This window comes from Photobacterium jeanii (assembly GCF_001650345.1).
Taxonomy (GTDB): Bacteria; Pseudomonadota; Gammaproteobacteria; order Enterobacterales; family Vibrionaceae; genus Photobacterium; species Photobacterium jeanii.
The window spans coordinates 267,688-283,563 of record NZ_LVHF01000033.1; the positions used below are offsets into that span (position 1 = coordinate 267,688).

Sequence of the window (15,876 nt, forward strand, 5' to 3'; positions counted from 1 at the left end):
TGCCAGCTTAGAGCTGGAAAGCACGTTGTTCTTCTGCACTTAATGCCGCCGGTGCTGTTCGTTGGTTAGTAAATTCAATCAGGGTGTGATCGCCGCGAACTTCGTTCAGTTGCAGCTGATTAATATGATCTTGCCCTTGGATAGTGATATTGCTGAACACAGCATTGAGTGGGGCTGATTTAGGTTTCAGTACCAATTGCCACGCTTGGTTTGCTTGCTCGGTGAGCGTTAAGTCGAACTGCTCGGTGAGTTGGCTGGTATCACCTTTGAACAAAGACAAGAACACATGGCTAAAGTAAAACACCATGGGGTTGTCTTTTGCAGCCATCACTTGAGCAGGTTGATCACCAAACTGTTGACTGAGTTTGTCTTGGGTTAGGGTGAGCGCAACCGGAAACGGCAGGGTTTGTTGCCATAGTAAACCTTGGTTTTGGGTCAGCAGGAACTGCCCTTGTGATACCAAAGGTTGGCTGAACATTTCCATGGTGCGGGTTTGCGTAAAGTCACCACGTACTAAGGTATGAGCCGCAAGTTGCTGCTGAAGTTCAGGTAAGCTAATGGCGTGTGCAGGTAAGCTGATCCCGCCACTCACTAAACAACCCACCAGCAGCCAAGATTTTTTCAATGATTGAAACGTGTTACGCCATTTTGCCAGCATAGTAAGCCTCAATTTTATCGGTGAAGATCTTAGGTGATACATAACACATGTCACCAGTATCAATATGGACGGCTACCTGCATGGTATGCGCTTTGGTAAGGCGTGTACCGCTATCTAAATCGTAAATAACGTAATCGACACGCAAGCGATTTTCCCATTCGGTCAGGGTCGCGGTAACACGGATAGCATGGCTAAACGGTAGGGGCTTAACATACTTCACACGGGTATCAATGATCGGCCAGGCATAACCGGAGGCTTGCATTTCACGGTAGCTATAACCAATTTTCGCCATCAGGGCATGACGAGCTTCTTCGAAGTAACGGAAATAGTTGCCGTGATAAATCACACCCATAGGATCAGCATCTTGGAAAGAGGTCACTATGGTCACCTCGGCATGCAAGGGCTGGGTCACTTTTGTCATCAACCGTATCCTTATTTGAGTTTAAGCAATGGCGTGCACTTGCACGCCATTGGTCTTTTGGTGCTAGCTCAGAGCCTTAGTAAAGCGCCCAATGTTGCTGTTGGATCAGCGCCATGAACTTGCGCAGATCGCCTTCTAGCGGACGGTCTTCTTTTACTGGCTCAAAGTCAGTCAATACCGCCGTGGTCATCGCTTTGAGTGCAGGGCTAAAGTGCGCTTCATCAAGCTCGTTGTGGGCTTTACGGATTTCAAGCGCCTGGGTTGCCGCCAGCAAGGACGCCGCCGCCACTTGCTCGGTGAGCTCTAGTACACGTAGACAGTCACGCGCTGCAATTGTACCCATGCTTACTTTGTCTTGGTTATGACACTCGGTCGAGCGTGAGAAAACACTCGCTGGCATGGTGTGTTTTAGCGCTTCCGCTGTCCATGCCGAGATACCAATCTGTACCGCTTTGAAACCGTGGTTGATTGGTTTACGTTCGCCTTCTGCGCCCGTTAGGTTAAATGGCAGACCATTGTTGAACTTGTAGTCCATTAGCTGCGCCATTTGACGGTCGAGCAAATCGGCAAGGTTAGCAACTGCTGTTTTTAGGGTGTCCATTGCCATCGCGATATGACCACCGTAGAAGTGACCGCCGTGAAGTACGCGCTCGTTATCACCATCAATGATTGGGTTATCGTTAGCACTGTTTAGCTCGTTTTCAATCATCTGACGTAGCCACGGTAGGCTGTCTTGCAATACGCCAATCACGTGAGGCGCACAACGCAGTGAGTAACGGTCTTGTAGACGGTCACTGTTACGTGGTGGACGTTCAGCTTGTAGATCAGAGCGCAGCCAAGCCGCAATTTGTTGCTGACCTGGGTGAGGTTTTACCGCAAATAGCGCTTCATCAAAGTGGAAGTCGTTACCGTGCATACCCACAGACACCATAGAGGTGATGCGCGTACATAGCTGAGCAAGGTACTCCGCACGTTTGTAGGCCATACAAGCCAACGCTGTCATCACCGATGTACCGTTCATCAACGCTAAGCCTTCTTTCGGCTTTAGTTTGATTGGGTCGATACCCAGCTCGTTGAACACTTCTTGGGTTGGGCGAATTTCGCCTTTGTACATGACTTCACGTTCGCCGATCAACGCTGCTGCAAGGTATGACAAAGGTGTTAAGTCACCACTTGCACCCACAGAGCCTTCTTGCGGGATACGCGGTGCAATGTCTTGGTTGATCAGAGTCGCGATCTGGTTCAGTAGATCGTGGCTTACCCCAGACACACCTTGTGCCAGTGAACACAAACGTGTCGCCAATACCGCACGTGCTTGTTGGTGATTAAGGTTATCGCCCAAACCACAGCCGTGAAAACGCGTTAGGTGCAGTGGTAATTCGTCAACCAAGTTAGGTGGAATCGCAACGGTACAAGAGTCACCATAGCCGGTGGTTACACCGTAAATCACCCCTTCTTCTTTTAGCAGGCGCTCAAGGAAAGCCACGCCACGGTCAATCTTGTCGTTAAACGCCGCTGAATTGTTCAGTTCGGCATTAGCACCGTTTGCGATCGCTACCACGTCTTCAATGGTTAGTCGCTCGGCGCCAAAAGTGATGGTCTTTTTCATAATTAATCTTTTTTATCGCTTAACTGCCAGAAATTAAAATAGTTATGCCACTGCAAGGGAGCTTTCATCGTGTAATGCGCGAGACGATCGGCATAACGACGGACTTCGGCTTCCAATGCTTCAGTGCGGTTGCGTCTTGGCAGGGTCATTTGCTCTGTAAATTTTTCAAAGTACACATTAAAGTGCGGTTCACGCTGGCTTTCGTCCCGTAATCCAAACAGGAGATACACCGGCGCTTTTAACACGTTGGCAAGCATGAACGGACCTTGCGGGAAAGGTGCTGGCTTGCCAAGAAAATCTGCCCATACAGCGCGTTGCTCTTGGGTGGTTGAAGTGCGATCGCCCACAATCACAACCCATTCGCCTTGCTCCAATTTTTGTTGCAGCAAGATAGCCGTATCAGGGCCAAGCGTGCTGACTTGGATCAGGTTCAAGGCCGAGTCTGGGTTGATCGCTTTCATGACCGAGTTAAAACGCTCTGCGTGCTCGGTGAAAACCAAGGCATTGATTTTGATATCGCTGTATTCACGGCTTAGGGCGCGACACAGTTCAAGGTTGCCGAGGTGCGAGCCTAAAATCACGATTCCTTGTTTGGTTTCGCGAAGTTCGGCGAGGTACTCGCTGCCGTGCAGAGTGATATTGTCGATAGACAGATCGCCACGCCAACCAGCCAGTTTGTCTAACATGGTGTAGCCAAATGACAGCAGGTGCTGGTAGCTGTTGAGCTGATCAGGCAGTGGTAATTTATGCTCATTGGCGTAATCGACCACGCGCTCAAGGTAGTCAGCAGAAACCTGACGGGCATGCTTGTTGGTTAAGTAGTAATAACCAATCACCAGTTTTAATAGTGCCGCAAAGGCACGGCGACCAAACAAAGCGTAAACCTGCATTAGGATTTTGATCCCAATGACGGTGCCTTGCTCTTTTTGTTTTGACCAGTGCAATGAACCCGCGGATTCTGTTTGGTTGGTTTTGTTTTGCTGACGACGTTTCAGTAATCGCGGAATACGTGGCAGCATGCCAAAGAACAAACGAGTGTGCATGGCGCTAATTTTGATGTTATCCCATAGGGCATCAAAATGTGACAGACCATCTTCAGGGTAAATGACTTTGGTGTCGATGAAACGGATATCGCAGCCATCCCAGTACATACGTACTAGGATCTCGATATCGAAATCCATCCGTTTGCCGATTTGATTACGCTCTAACACCTTGACGGTGCGACCAATGGGATAGGCGCGAAAACCACACATGCTGTCTTTGATGGTGGTAGATAAGGTTTCAATCCACACCCAGATATGGGTAGCGTAACGACCGTATAAACGCGATTTTGGCACGGATTCATCATACACAGGACAACCAGAAATCAGCGAAGTCGGGTTGGCTTGGGCATCATCAATCAGTTTGGGTAGCGCGTCTAGGTCGTGCTGACCATCGGCATCAATTTGGATCGCGTGGGTAAAGCTTTGGCGATACGCTTCTTCAATACCCGCAATCACTGCGCCGCCTTTGCCTTGGTTTTCCGCTAGAGTCACCAAGGTAACGTGCTCACGTTGTGCTTGCTCGGCTAAAATCGCTTTGGTTTCTTGGCGACTACCATCGTCGACAATGATCACCGGAAAACCAAATTCAGCTAGACCGTCGATCACCGCTGGCACGGTTTTACCGTGGTTATAACAAGGTATTAGGAAACAGGGATGAAAAGTTGTCATACCTTAGTTACTCAGCTTGATGCGACCAGAGGAATGCGTACCGGCTTCTGATTGGTAGCTGAAGTACAGTTTTTTCTTGTCTGCGACCCATTCTAAATTAAGGGTAACCGTCATGTCGGGCGTGATCGGCTCTTGGAACTTGATCACTTCCATTCCTGCAAACTGAGGTGCGGCATTGAGTAACGCTTGACCATAGTGGGTCGCCCAGTCGATTTGGGTTACACCTGGCAGTAGCGCAAATTGTGCGAAGTGGCCTTGGAAATCGGCAATATCAGCATCTACTTTCAGTGTCAGCGTGGCTTTGTTATCGCTAACAACTTGGTCGACTATGGTTGGCTTTCGTTTTGTCATTACTCTTGAATACTTTAGTTATTGTTGGCTTATCTAGGGTCAATTAGACCCTAGTATAGCGTTAACGTTGACTGGCGAGTTGTGCTTATTCAGCGAATAAATCAACCAGAGCCTGAAACTGGCGTTTGCCTTGGCTATTGAGGGGGATTTCATCCACGGCGCGATATCGACGTGGGATCCCAACTGGCTCTAGCCATTGGCGCAATTGCTGACGGATCGCCAACCACAGCTTACCTTTTCCTTGAGCCGTTAATTGTGCTTCACCCGCAGCCGTGAGGGTAATCACCGCGCCTAAAATTAAGCGGTGTCCTTCATCTAGTGGCAAAACAGCCGCTTCGTCAATCCACTCAAGCTCGGTTAGGCGTTGTTCGACTTCAACCAGTGAAATGCGTTTTTCTTCAATTTTGACTACTCGGTCAGCTCGACCTTTGAGCATAAATTGGCGCTCTGGCAGTAAGTCACATTGATCGCTGGTTTGGTACCAGTCGATACCGTCGATAAAAGGCGATTGAATGCGTAAACACTGTTCAGCATTAAGTTCGACTTGGTGACAAGGAAAAAGTTGCCACGGCGTGGTTGGTTGTTGCTGTTGGCGATAGCCAATGCCGCCAGTTTCGGTACTGCCGAACACTTCGGTCGGTAGGCAGCTAAACAAAGCTTGGCTTTGCAGTGCCGCTGGGTGAGGTAGCGGACCACCTGATGAGAAAATGTGGCGGAAACTTTGTTCGCTAACCATGCCGGTTAAACGTTTTAACAGCGCAGGGCTGCTGATCAAGGTGATATTTGCGCTAGCATGTGCCACTACTTGTTCAGGGTAAATTAGATCGAAACGCGAGAAACTGCGACCACTGCACAACGGCCACAGAAGGCGAAATAGCAGACCGTAAATATGCTGATGCGATACGGTGCTGACAATATGGCTATCTGTGATTTTCTCGCCCCAGACTTGCTCTAGCACATCCAGTTCAGCGGCGATCCCCGCTAAGGTTTTCTCAATCGCTTTAGGTGTCCCGCTTGAACCTGAGGTAAAGAGAGTGACAGGGCACTGACTGAGTGGTAGAGAACGAAATGTGATGTCCGTTGCGTCTGCGTTTGCTAATGGCAGTGTTACTGACGGTAAGCCCGCAATGGCATCGACCTCGGCATCGTGAAGCAGCGCATCGAATTTATCAGCAAGTGCTGCTAATGCCGCAGGTTGGTGATTACCTGGCAAAATGATGTGTTTGTTGCTGTGTGCCAGCGCCATAAGAGCAACGGCAAAGTGGTAACTATCAGCAAAACATACTGCCCAGCGAGCTTCAGGGCGCTGCTGTAAAAAGGCTGTCAGCGAGGCAACGTCTTGGGTAAATTGCAACCAGGTTACGGCATCTTGGCTGGCATCATCAATGGCAACGATGGCGCTATTAGCGCGCGGCGACATCATTAGATCAGCTAGGGGATGGTAGGTCGAGCTGGAGTTCATGGTTGTGTATCTACCCGTGTTATTTTTTATCTTCGCGTACAAATTGACGCACGATGAATTCAGCGGCAAACAAGGTGCCAGCAGCAATATAGCTAATCAGGCCGTTATACAAGGTCCATACCGCAAGAGGTTGGAAACAGGTATATAGTGCGATGGTGCCGTTGAGAATGAAAAAGCCACACCAAACTTTGGTGACTTTACGGGTGTAACGAACTCCACTCTCTGGCAAATCTGGCTCTTGTAGACGAGCAAGGCGTTCGATCAGGGTTTCTTTTTGCCAAAGGCTGGCACTGAATAACCCCAACATTAGCGCGTTGACCACGACAGGATAGAAAGTAAACCACCCTTCTTGCTGGAATAGAGTGCCCAATAGTGTCAGGACAATACCCGTTGCACCGCTTAGCCATGCGACATATTTGAGTTCGCGTAAACGTGTTTGATTTCCAGCGATAATGCGCAGCAAAAATAAAAACGCTAGCAGCCCTGCTACAACCCCAAGCCCCCATTGGCTTAGCCCATAGTAGACTGCTAGCGGATAAGCTAATAAAGCAATCGCTGACAGCAGGGTCAGCACGCGCATTAGCCTTCCTTCACAAGTTCGATTACCGCGTCAACAACGTCGTCAACGGTACGTACAGATTTGAACTCTTCAGGTTTGATTTTCTTACCTGTTAGGTTTTGCAGGTGTACAACAAGATCCACCGCATCAATGCTATCTAGATCAAGCTCTTGGTACAGCTGTGCTTCTGGAGTAATGTCAGCTGCATCAATTTCAAAAAGCTCTACTAGTGCGTCACGCACTTGTTCAAATACTTGGTTACGATTTACGTCGGTCATAATGGATTACGCTTTGTTTGCTGCAATGTAGTTGGCAAGGTTCGCCACAGAGGCAAAGTGTTCACGGGTTTTGGTGTCATCAGCATCGATTACGATGTTGTATTTCTTTTTGATCGCTAAGCCAAGCTCAAGCGCATCAATAGAATCTAGACCAAGGCCGTCACCAAAAAGGGGAGCATCGGTTTCAATGTCTTCGACAGCGATATCTTCTAAGTTTAGAGCTTCAATGATTAAAGCTTTAATTTCTGTCTGTAATTGTTCCATTTTGACCTACTTGTAATAATGAAAGCGGTGAGTGTATTTATGATGACTTAGGCGGAAATAACACCTCAGCAAGGTGTTTATTTAAATGCCGCGCAGCGGTCGTTACCGAATCCGCCTCATCAATAAATCGTGCTGTGTGTATTTTATCTTTCACTTCAACACGAAAAAAGGGCTTATTAGCTGGTACGTCGTACCATTTACTTTCCTTGGTCAGAAAGGATGGCGATACCGTAATGTGGATCAAGCGGATATCACTATTCGTTCTGACTGCAATTTGGGCTGCGCCACGTTGCAGCTTAGATTCCTTGTTCGGTGTTGTACGTGTTCCTTCAGGGAAGATCAACAGTACATTGCCATCATCAAGGCGAGTCGAACAATCATCGATCAAATTATCAGGATCGCGGTTTGGGATATAACCTGCCGCTTTGACGATGCCTTTAATAAATGGATTATGCCAAAGTGCGGCTTTGACCAAACAATCACATTGCGGTAAACGCGAAGCGATTAAGACATAATCGATTAAGCTTGGGTGATTCGCAACGATTAGGCAATTGCGATCCGCTTCGAGGTTATCTTGGCCTATAAATTCGTAGTCGATAGCCCCCGTAAATTTCATGGTGTCGCAGAAGAACGCAAAGGTCTTTTGAATAATCGACTGTACCCGCATCTCACGTTGTTGTTGATTGCGTGCCGACATCGTCATGAGTGGAAACACAATGAAGGTGAGACACAAAGCCCCAACGCCAAATAGGGCAAAACAGAATCCCGTGGCCGCAATACGCCAGAGGCGTTCAAGTCGAGCAAACAGTGATTTTTTGTTGTTCATGCTTTATGCGTTCTTTTTCCAATGCCAAAGGTTGCGTTGTGACTCGACTGTCCATTGGGTTTGCTGGGTAACGCAATGCGAGACCATATTGAGAGCATGTGGCAGTGGGTACTGAGCTGTCTCACCATGTTGGGCTTGCCAGCTTAGTTCAAATTCATCGCCTTGTTCGATAACCATTGCGACAGCATAACCTTGGTACGTTTCACTGGTAAACGAGTGGTAGTCTTGTGGCGTTGGCTCGTCAAAATCAACCACTAGCACTTTATGCTTTGGGTGTTGTGCTAGATAAGCGTAGGCTTCAATTAACGCTGATGGGAACGTATTTTCACCTGCGCTCAATGAAGAAACGGGAATGGCCTGCTTGGTTAGAATGGTAAATAACCCCGCCGCGGTATTATGCACAGATTGAGAAAATGCCGTTGGTGAGGCATCTTCCCCCGCGATAATGTCTTTAAGCAGTTGAACAGTGCGTGTTAGCTCGCCGTGACGGCTAGAAAAGATGATGTAGTCGATTGCTTGCTCTTGGCTGGCAGCGATGGCGGCTTGCACAGCAATTTTACTTAGCTTGCTCATACGTCGACGTGCCATCGCTGGGATTAAATCGTGCGGTACGGCGCTCGCATCGATTGGCCATTGATGAGCTTGATTAGCCCAAGATTGCCAATCTTTGTCTGATGTTAATCCAGCTGATAAAGGTAACAGTTTTTTAACGTTAAAGGTTATATTATTCATTATCAATAATTTATCAGTTCAATAATCAACTGTGCTCATAATATGAGTTAATAAAACTATTAGCAGTTTTTTGTTGAGGATATATTATTGGCAGACAATAAAGCAATGTTTCATTACATTTAAGCAAATATAAGGGACCATTATGAAACTCATTAAAGGGCTTATTATCGCCGCCATGATTACAGGTGTTGTTGGTTGTAGCCGTGTTCATCCTGTATTAAATGTCGAAAATGCGCCAGTATCTTATAACTTACAATCACAGCAAGTCCGCTCTGCTATTCTAGAGTCTGGTACTGCTCGTGGTTGGATCATGAATGAAACCAAACCAGGGACGATTCGTGGTGAAATCAATGTCCGTACTCATAAAGCTGTAATCGACGTTGAATATAATAATAAAGCATATTCAATTCATTATGTTAGCTCGGAAAACCTTAAGTACGAAGACGGCAATATCCACCGTAACTATAACAAGTGGATTACTAACCTTGACCAAGACATTAAGAAAAAGCTAGCTACACTTGCTCAATAATTGGATACAATATATTGCTCGGTGTAATAAGCCAATATTCCTATTGGCTTATTCTTTAATGAATAAATACATTTGCTTGCATAGATAATGTGAGCAATTAATAAAACTATTACTTTAAATATCTCATTCAAAAATTAGGTTTTTTTGTGACTCAATATCAACAAGACCCGTTCAACGCACTAGAAGCGAAAACGGAAGCTCAGAAACTGGCGTTTGCTCCTATTGTTTTTCACACTGCACGTACGCTGCGTGACTTAGGTATTCTTGCAGCTCTAGATGACGCAGGCAGCGAAGGACTTAACGCAGAGCAAATTTCAGCACAAACGGGTGTGTCTGAATATGGCGTGAAGGTATTGCTCGATATGGCGCTGAGTGCGTACATCGTGACATGGAACAAACCAAATTATGTGTTAGCTAAGCTGGGCTACTTCCTATTGCACGACGGTATGACGCGCGCCAATATGGACTTCACTGCTGACGTTTGTTACGCCGCGATGATGCACCTGACTGAGGCAATTGAAGAAGGCACGCCTGCTGGTTTGAAAGAGCTGGGCGACTGGCCAACAATCTACGAAGGATTATCTCAGCTACCTGAAAAGGCAAAAGAAAGCTGGTTCAACTTCGATCACTTCTATTCAGATCGCTCTTTCCCTATTCTGCTAGAGCGCGTTTTTGCTAATAAGCCAAAACGCCTGTTTGATATTGGTGGTAACACGGGTAAGTGGGCGCTGCAATGTTGTAACCACGACAGCGATGTGGAAGTGACCATTATCGATCTGCCTCAGCAAATCGAAATGGCAATGAAGAACGCGAAAGAGAACGGTTTTGGTGAGCGTGTAAATGGCTTCCCAGCGAATATGCTTGATAAGAGCCAAGAGCTACCAAGCGGCGCAGACGTATGGTGGATGAGTCAGTTCCTTGATTGTTTCTCGCCAATGGAAATTCTGAGCATTTTGCGCCGTGTACGTGCGGCAATGGACGAAGATGCGACGGTTTACATTCTAGAACTATTCTGGGATGCACAGCGTTACGACGCGGCATCATTTAGCTTGAATGCAACCTCGCTTTACTTCACTTGTCTGGCAAACGGTAACAGCCGTTTCTACCGCAGCGAAGATTTCCTTGAGCTAGTTGAAGAAGCGGGCTTTGAAGTTGCAACCCGTACTGATGACATCGGTCTTGGCCATACGCTTCTTGAGCTAAAAGCCAAGTAATGAAGGCAACAGGATGCTGATTTGTTGATTCAGCGCCTGTTAGTTTTTCGCTAAAACCGCGCCTGAGATTGCTTGCTCTGCAGGATAATCAGGGGCGGTTTTTTGTAGCCAGTTAACTAAGCGCGCTTGATACTCAGGATATTCAGTCGTTAGTCCACGAGCATGCTTACATTCCGTTAAGCGCCAAAACTCTTTTTCACCTTCCAGTTGGTGATAAATGCCCTCGCCAAACTCAATTGGCACGACCTTATCTTGTTCACAATGCAGCACCAAACTTGGGGCTATAGGTAATGTGTCAGCCACTTGATTGGCTGCGTAATCATCACGCATCACAACATGTACCATCCACGAATACAGTTCGCCAAATAGCCCTTGCTCAACCACATGCTCGGCTGTATCGACGTAACTGGTGAAGGAAGAATCAATGATAATGCCGTCGATCTCGATTGGGTTGTCTGCCCATGCACGCAGAAAGATATTGCCACCAGTTGAAGTCGCCACGGTGTAAACGGGAATATCAGATTTAGCTTTCAATGCTTCGATATAATGCAAAATGCTGGTGGCGTCTTGGTAGGCTGCTTTGTCACCGACCTGTCCGCTCGAATGGCCAAATCCTGAGTAATCAAACACCATCACGTCGTAACCATGTTCGGTTAGCCAGTCGACTTTCTCTTTTGTCTCTTCCATATGACCACTGTTACCGTGGAAATGGATCACTGCGCCTTTGGCAATGGCGTGATTGGTTGGTAACCAGAGGTAGGCAATGTCGTTACCAGATTGAGATGCTAACCAGCGAACTTCAGGATTGAGCTCGGCACTTTGAGAAGGTGAGAAAAAAGTGCTGTTTGCGCAGCCTTGTAAAGATAGAACCGAGAACATGAGAGCGATGAATTTTGCGCCAATAACAGATTTAAAGTAAACAACGGATTTCAACCCTAAAAAGCAAGCCATGGTCACCTCCTTGAACTTCAATCGCGCTGACGATATAGCCTTGAAAGGTCAGCCATAGAGGTAATTAATACGGAGCTTTGGATGTTTTGGATCTTAGACATTAGAAAATATGCCCATAAAGGCATATATGTTGACTTAATGATCTGATTTAAATGGTTTTATAAACTCTGACTATGTAGATGGTGACGTTATTTTACTTTTATTGTGTAATTTGGGATGTGTGTTTCGGTTTGTCTGACACATTGTGAATCTGAGTTAAGAAAAAGTGAAATTGGTGGCGTAAGATCGCTTGTAAAGGTGTGCGAGTGATGTTAGTTATGCACACTGTTCGTAATTCATTCCACTCAAATAATTCATAGGATTTGTGATGCCATCAACTACGGTTAAATACCTTTGTGCGCTGGCTACGATTTGTTTGCCTCCTATTGCACAGGCAGATCAAGAGCCATTATGGCTTCGAAATGCCGCCCTATCACCAGACGGTTCAAAAATCGCCTTTACTTACCAAAGCCAAATTTATATTGCGCCAAGTATTGGTGGAGAAGCGCGAGCCCTAACAAGCGGTAGCTTTTACCCTCATGCGCTAACGTGGTCACCCGATAATTCGACGCTCGCTTTTGCGGCGAACCCGTACGGTAATGATGATGTATTTACCTTATCGCTTACTACATTGGTGATGAAGCGACTCACTTATCATTCCGGTGATGATATCCCGACAGCTTTTAGTGCAGACGGTCAGCAAGTTTTGTTCTCGACTACACGATTAACAGATGCGGACCAAGACTTTTATAGCCGTGCAAGTAAGCATTCATTCGGCACGCCGGGGAGCCAGTTGTATGCGGTGAATTTGGCTGATAATGCGATGCAAAGCATCCTGCCTATTCCTGCTCGCCACGCGAATTGGAACTTGCAACAAAGCCGTTTGCTTTATAACTCGCCTCACAAAGATCAACCTTATCGTAAGCACCAAGCATCGTTTGCTGTGCCATCGGTGTGGATGTTTGATGCTAAGACCCAAAAGCATCGCCAACTGACGCCAGATAAAGTCGCTGCACAAATGCCATTGTGGGATCACAAGCGCCAAGGTTTTTATTTCTTGAGTGAGCAAAGCGGTGATTTCAATGTGTGGTATTACAACTTAGCGACTAACGAGCAGTCGCAGTTGACGCACTTTACTCGCCACCCTGTTCGTGACTTAACTGTTGCCAGTAATGGCGATATCGCGTTTAGCTTTAATGGTGAGTTGTACCGCTTGGCGAAAGGGCAGAGCAAGCCGCAGAAGATCAATCTCGATATTGCACATTTTGCCCCGAGTAAAGATCGTTTCTTTGTGAGTTCGGAAGCGACTCAATTTGTGCCTTCACAACACGATGATGAAGTGTTGTTTGCCAGCTATGGCGATATTTTTGCCATGGATACCAACAAAGAAAAAGTGTCACGGCTGACAACCACCGCAGGGGCTGAAAAAGACATGGTCTATACCCCAGATGGTTACGGGGTGTTGTATTCAGCGTTGCGTGATGGACATTGGGGCCTATACCTTGCTTCTTCAAATAAAAAGGAAGAGCTGCTATCTGCGGCGCCAATGGTAAGCGAAACGCCATTTATGGTGCTGGCGGGGCAAGACATTACTCAGCCGCAGTTTTCGCCAGATGGTACTCAGCTCGCTTTCGTCGTTGATGGACGCTCATTGCATGTTATCGACGTCGATAACGATGAGTCGAAAGGGGACAACTCGGGCAAGTTGCTACCGCCGAAGTTAGTCAGTAGTAAAAGTGCGACTAAAGCTGGTGCGGTGCAATCAGTAGGTAAAACCTTGATTACGCCTGATAAAGTGAGTGAAAGCGGTACGCTGAATTTTGCGTGGTCACCGGATTCCACTCAACTTGCCGTTCATGTGATGCCTGCGCCATACAGCCATGACATTTTGGTGGTGGATGCGAAAGGGAATAAGCCTGCAATTAATGTGTCGCAAAATGGTTTCTACAATACCTTGCCGAAATGGAGCGCAGATAACCGCATCCTTAGTTGGATGACCACAGACGGTGGCTTAAAAGATACGGCGGGTGAAGATTCACAATACTTATTGCGTGGTGTATTCACCAATGGTCGTGCGCAAACGGATTACAAAAACGATGTTGCCGTTGAAAGTGGTGATGAAGAAAATGCGACACCTACGATGGATTACCCGTTAACAGCGCGTAATCTTGAATATCGTCAAGCATTTGAATTCCCGTATTCGGGCAACATTATTGATTTTGCTATGTATGGTGATCAGCTATTTGTGATTGATGCGTTAGCCACACCTGAAGGCGATGAAGTGACACGCGGTTTTGTGTACGACATTCGCAAGCAGCAAACCGAGTTCTTGTTTACGGATTTACCATCCGCGCAAGGGGCGACGATTTTGCCGAAACAAGGGCTAGCCTTTGTTCACATCGATGGTGAAGTGGTTAAAGTTGATTTAGAAAGTAGCGATCAAACGCCAATCGTGATCAATCTGCCAGTGGAATACCAGCAAGCGCCGCGTAAGCTGGCGGCATATCAGCAAATGGTGAAACAAACCCAAGAGCTGTTCTACCGCCAAGATATGGGTAAAGTGGATTGGAATTACTACAGCAAACATTACCAGCGTTATTTGCCACATATTAATAACGACAGAGACTTTGGTGATCTGATCAGCGAGCTTTATGGTGAGCTAAACGCCTCGCATACTGGCGGTTATGGTGTAACTGAAGACGGTCTTACTCGTGATGAAACAGCATCGCTGGGACTTATCTTCAAACAACAACGTGCGCAGGTGAGTGCGAAAGCGCCGCAACCAGGATTGATCATTGATGGCATCATGCCGGGAAGTCCTGCAGATATTGATGAGCAAGCGCTGCAAGTGGGCGATCGCTTAACCGCAATCAATGGTAAGCCAGTGAAGAACTTATCTGATGTTGCTCGCTTGCTTAACCACAAAGCGGATGAGGCCGTCTCTCTGACCTTAAAACGTAAAGGTAAGGCAATCACTCAACGGGTGACGCCAGTTGATGCTGACAGCATGCTGCAATTGGTACAAAAACGTTGGGAACTTGAGCGTCGTAATTACGTGACAGCAAAAACCGATGGTCAGATTGCGTATGTCTACTTACCTAATATGAGTAACGAGTCGTTCCAGCACTTGCGCTCTGAAGCGTTGGGTCGTTTCCGTCATGCTAAAGCTTTGATCTTGGATATTCGTTTCAACGGTGGTGGCTTCTTGGCAGATACCTTGATTGAATTCCTCACCGCTCAAGAAGTGGCTGATGTTGTGCCGCACACGGGTGAAAGTGCATCGGATGCAAGCCGCCGTAGTTGGATGAAACCGTCACTGGTTATTGCTAACTCTGCGTCTTACTCTGAAGCATCGGCATTTAGCCAGTATTATCAAGACTTGAACGTTGGTCCTATCATTGGTGAGCCAGTACCGGGAACAGGTACAGCAGTGACAGGCTTCCATGCTGAAGTGTACGAAGGAGTGCGTTACCGCTTCCCATATTTGCCGCTTAAGAACCTAAAAGGCCAATACTATGAGAATCTTGAGCTTCAACCTGATGTGGTGGTGTTCAACACCCCTGAAAAAGTGGTGAAAGGTAAAGATACTCAGCTTGATGCGGCTATTGAAGAAGCGTTAAGTTTGATCAACAAATCATAAGCTTATCTCTCAATTAGTTACAACGAGCAAAACTAAGCCTCAACCTTTTGGTTGGGGCTTTTTTATATGTACCACAAGAGTGGTTGAGCTTATTGAAGTAAAAGGGAGTAAAACACCTTATCCGCATTGGCTTCATGAGGTTGCTTTGTAAAGCCTAAGCTGGTGAGGAGATGGCTGGATGCAGGGTTATCAGTGCTGACGCCACCGACGAGGCTATGCCATTGATGTTGTTGTTTTGCCCAAGGCACTAAATGCGTCAGTAGTTCACGTGCTAGCCCTTGTCCCCAATATGGCTCAGCCAGCAAATAGCCTAAGTGGGCAGTTTGTTGCTCGCTGTAGATGAACATAAAGCCAATGATTGGACTGTCATGGTCAGTCGCGTTTGCTTCCGATGTTCGAGCAGATTGCTGGCTTTCGATAATAAATAGCTGACTTTCTGAGCGCATTTTATCAAGCCAAGCTTGTGCCTGATCTGCATTGGCAATGCCATGAAAATAGGGTGGCAGATGCGCCACCACATTTGGCGTGAGGAGCGACGGAATGGCTGCGATTAATGCGTCTTCATTGCCTGTTCTCGAAGTTGGTACTTGGTAAATTTTCAGTCGCGGAGTGGTAAATTGCACAGCCATTG

General features: G+C 46.9%; 16 protein-coding genes. 3 read left to right on the forward strand and 13 right to left on the reverse strand.

The window, feature by feature from the left end; translation table 11 throughout:
• Positions 1 to 7 precede the first annotated feature (7 nt).
• From A3K86_RS18710 to A3K86_RS18760, 11 genes are all read right to left on the reverse strand, one after another.
• Positions 8 to 658, reverse strand: coding sequence for an outer membrane lipoprotein carrier protein LolA (locus tag A3K86_RS18710; protein ID WP_068334947.1), 651 nt, complete (start codon positions 656 to 658; stop codon positions 8 to 10).
• Positions 639 to 1,079: an acyl-CoA thioesterase gene (locus A3K86_RS18715; RefSeq protein WP_068334950.1), complete on the reverse strand. Its 441-nt coding sequence runs from the start codon at positions 1,077 to 1,079 to the stop codon at positions 639 to 641. Before A3K86_RS18715 ends, A3K86_RS18710 begins: the two co-directional genes overlap by 20 nt.
• Positions 1,080 to 1,155: 76 nt before the next feature.
• Entirely contained in the window at positions 1,156 to 2,688 is a 1,533-nt protein-coding gene (locus A3K86_RS18720; RefSeq protein WP_107270242.1) for an HAL/PAL/TAL family ammonia-lyase, read from the reverse strand.
• A 2-nt stretch (positions 2,689 to 2,690) separates the two neighbouring features.
• On the reverse strand, positions 2,691 to 4,400 hold the full coding sequence (locus A3K86_RS18725; RefSeq protein ID WP_068334956.1) for a glycosyltransferase family 2 protein: 1,710 nt from the start codon (positions 4,398 to 4,400) through the stop codon (positions 2,691 to 2,693).
• Between the two features lie 3 nt (positions 4,401 to 4,403).
• A complete protein-coding gene (locus tag A3K86_RS18730; protein ID WP_068334958.1) occupies positions 4,404 to 4,751 on the reverse strand; it encodes an ApeI family dehydratase in 348 nt (115 codons plus the stop codon).
• Positions 4,752 to 4,836: 85 nt separating this feature from the next.
• Positions 4,837 to 6,213, reverse strand: a complete 1,377-nt coding sequence (locus tag A3K86_RS18735; RefSeq protein ID WP_068334961.1) for an AMP-binding protein — start codon at positions 6,211 to 6,213, stop codon at positions 4,837 to 4,839.
• A 19-nt stretch (positions 6,214 to 6,232) separates the two neighbouring features.
• Positions 6,233 to 6,793: a COG4648 family protein gene (locus A3K86_RS18740; RefSeq protein ID WP_068334964.1), complete on the reverse strand. Its 561-nt coding sequence runs from the start codon at positions 6,791 to 6,793 to the stop codon at positions 6,233 to 6,235.
• Positions 6,793 to 7,050 carry an acyl carrier protein gene (locus A3K86_RS18745; RefSeq protein WP_068334967.1) on the reverse strand — a complete coding sequence of 86 codons (258 nt, stop codon included), beginning with the start codon at positions 7,048 to 7,050 and terminating at the stop codon, positions 6,793 to 6,795. The genes A3K86_RS18740 and A3K86_RS18745 overlap by 1 nt, the downstream gene beginning before the upstream one ends.
• A 6-nt stretch (positions 7,051 to 7,056) precedes the next feature.
• Positions 7,057 to 7,314 (reverse strand): phosphopantetheine-binding protein, encoded by a 258-nt coding sequence (locus A3K86_RS18750; RefSeq protein ID WP_068334970.1) that lies wholly within the window; start codon positions 7,312 to 7,314, stop codon positions 7,057 to 7,059.
• A 37-nt stretch (positions 7,315 to 7,351) separates the two neighbouring features.
• Complete coding sequence (locus A3K86_RS18755; protein WP_068334973.1) at positions 7,352 to 8,140, reverse strand: lysophospholipid acyltransferase family protein; 789 nt, start codon at positions 8,138 to 8,140, stop codon at positions 7,352 to 7,354.
• Positions 8,141 to 8,143: 3 nt separating this feature from the next.
• Entirely contained in the window at positions 8,144 to 8,872 is a 729-nt protein-coding gene (locus A3K86_RS18760) for a beta-ketoacyl synthase chain length factor (protein WP_068334976.1), read from the reverse strand.
• Between the two features lie 142 nt (positions 8,873 to 9,014).
• On the opposite strand from A3K86_RS18760, the gene A3K86_RS18765 reads away from it, so the two are divergent.
• Both A3K86_RS18765 and A3K86_RS18770 read left to right on the forward strand, forming a co-directional pair.
• The gene (locus tag A3K86_RS18765; RefSeq protein ID WP_068334979.1) at positions 9,015 to 9,401 is read left to right on the forward strand and encodes a hypothetical protein; all 387 of its coding nucleotides are present in this window, start codon (positions 9,015 to 9,017) and stop codon (positions 9,399 to 9,401) included.
• Positions 9,402 to 9,547: 146 nt separating this feature from the next.
• Positions 9,548 to 10,615, forward strand: a complete 1,068-nt coding sequence (locus A3K86_RS18770) for a methyltransferase (protein WP_068334982.1) — start codon at positions 9,548 to 9,550, stop codon at positions 10,613 to 10,615.
• Positions 10,616 to 10,654: 39 nt separating this feature from the next.
• On the opposite strand, the gene A3K86_RS18775 is transcribed toward A3K86_RS18770, so the two are convergent.
• The gene (locus A3K86_RS18775) at positions 10,655 to 11,566 is read right to left on the reverse strand and encodes an alpha/beta hydrolase (RefSeq protein ID WP_068334985.1); all 912 of its coding nucleotides are present in this window, start codon (positions 11,564 to 11,566) and stop codon (positions 10,655 to 10,657) included.
• Between the two features lie 367 nt (positions 11,567 to 11,933).
• Here A3K86_RS18775 and A3K86_RS18780 point away from each other — a divergent pair, with 367 nt between their 5' ends.
• Entirely contained in the window at positions 11,934 to 15,245 is a 3,312-nt protein-coding gene (locus tag A3K86_RS18780; protein ID WP_068334987.1) for a S41 family peptidase, read from the forward strand.
• A gap of 89 nt (positions 15,246 to 15,334) precedes the next feature.
• Here A3K86_RS18780 and A3K86_RS18785 read toward each other — a convergent pair whose 3' ends face one another.
• Entirely contained in the window at positions 15,335 to 15,874 is a 540-nt protein-coding gene (locus tag A3K86_RS18785) for a GNAT family N-acetyltransferase (RefSeq protein WP_068334990.1), read from the reverse strand.
• Positions 15,875 to 15,876 lie beyond the last annotated feature (2 nt).

What these genes read in the sequence shown, in the direction of transcription:
- A3K86_RS18710 (WP_068334947.1), bottom strand. Translation starts at nt 658, where the DNA reads ATGCTGGCAAAATGGCGTAACACGTTTCAATCATTGAAAAAATCTTGG.
- A3K86_RS18715 (WP_068334950.1), bottom strand. Translation starts at nt 1,079, where the DNA reads ATGACAAAAGTGACCCAGCCCTTGCATGCCGAGGTGACCATAGTGACC.
- A3K86_RS18720 (WP_107270242.1), bottom strand. Translation starts at nt 2,688, where the DNA reads ATGAAAAAGACCATCACTTTTGGCGCCGAGCGACTAACCATTGAAGAC.
- A3K86_RS18725 (WP_068334956.1), bottom strand. Translation starts at nt 4,400, where the DNA reads ATGACAACTTTTCATCCCTGTTTCCTAATACCTTGTTATAACCACGGT.
- A3K86_RS18730 (WP_068334958.1), bottom strand. Translation starts at nt 4,751, where the DNA reads ATGACAAAACGAAAGCCAACCATAGTCGACCAAGTTGTTAGCGATAAC.
- A3K86_RS18735 (WP_068334961.1), bottom strand. Translation starts at nt 6,213, where the DNA reads ATGAACTCCAGCTCGACCTACCATCCCCTAGCTGATCTAATGATGTCG.
- A3K86_RS18740 (WP_068334964.1), bottom strand. Translation starts at nt 6,793, where the DNA reads ATGCGCGTGCTGACCCTGCTGTCAGCGATTGCTTTATTAGCTTATCCG.
- A3K86_RS18745 (WP_068334967.1), bottom strand. Translation starts at nt 7,050, where the DNA reads ATGACCGACGTAAATCGTAACCAAGTATTTGAACAAGTGCGTGACGCA.
- A3K86_RS18750 (WP_068334970.1), bottom strand. Translation starts at nt 7,314, where the DNA reads ATGGAACAATTACAGACAGAAATTAAAGCTTTAATCATTGAAGCTCTA.
- A3K86_RS18755 (WP_068334973.1), bottom strand. Translation starts at nt 8,140, where the DNA reads ATGAACAACAAAAAATCACTGTTTGCTCGACTTGAACGCCTCTGGCGT.
- A3K86_RS18760 (WP_068334976.1), bottom strand. Translation starts at nt 8,872, where the DNA reads ATGAATAATATAACCTTTAACGTTAAAAAACTGTTACCTTTATCAGCT.
- A3K86_RS18765 (WP_068334979.1), top strand. Translation starts at nt 9,015, where the DNA reads ATGAAACTCATTAAAGGGCTTATTATCGCCGCCATGATTACAGGTGTT.
- A3K86_RS18775 (WP_068334985.1), bottom strand. Translation starts at nt 11,566, where the DNA reads ATGGCTTGCTTTTTAGGGTTGAAATCCGTTGTTTACTTTAAATCTGTT.
- A3K86_RS18780 (WP_068334987.1), top strand. Translation starts at nt 11,934, where the DNA reads ATGCCATCAACTACGGTTAAATACCTTTGTGCGCTGGCTACGATTTGT.
- A3K86_RS18785 (WP_068334990.1), bottom strand. Translation starts at nt 15,874, where the DNA reads ATGGCTGTGCAATTTACCACTCCGCGACTGAAAATTTACCAAGTACCA.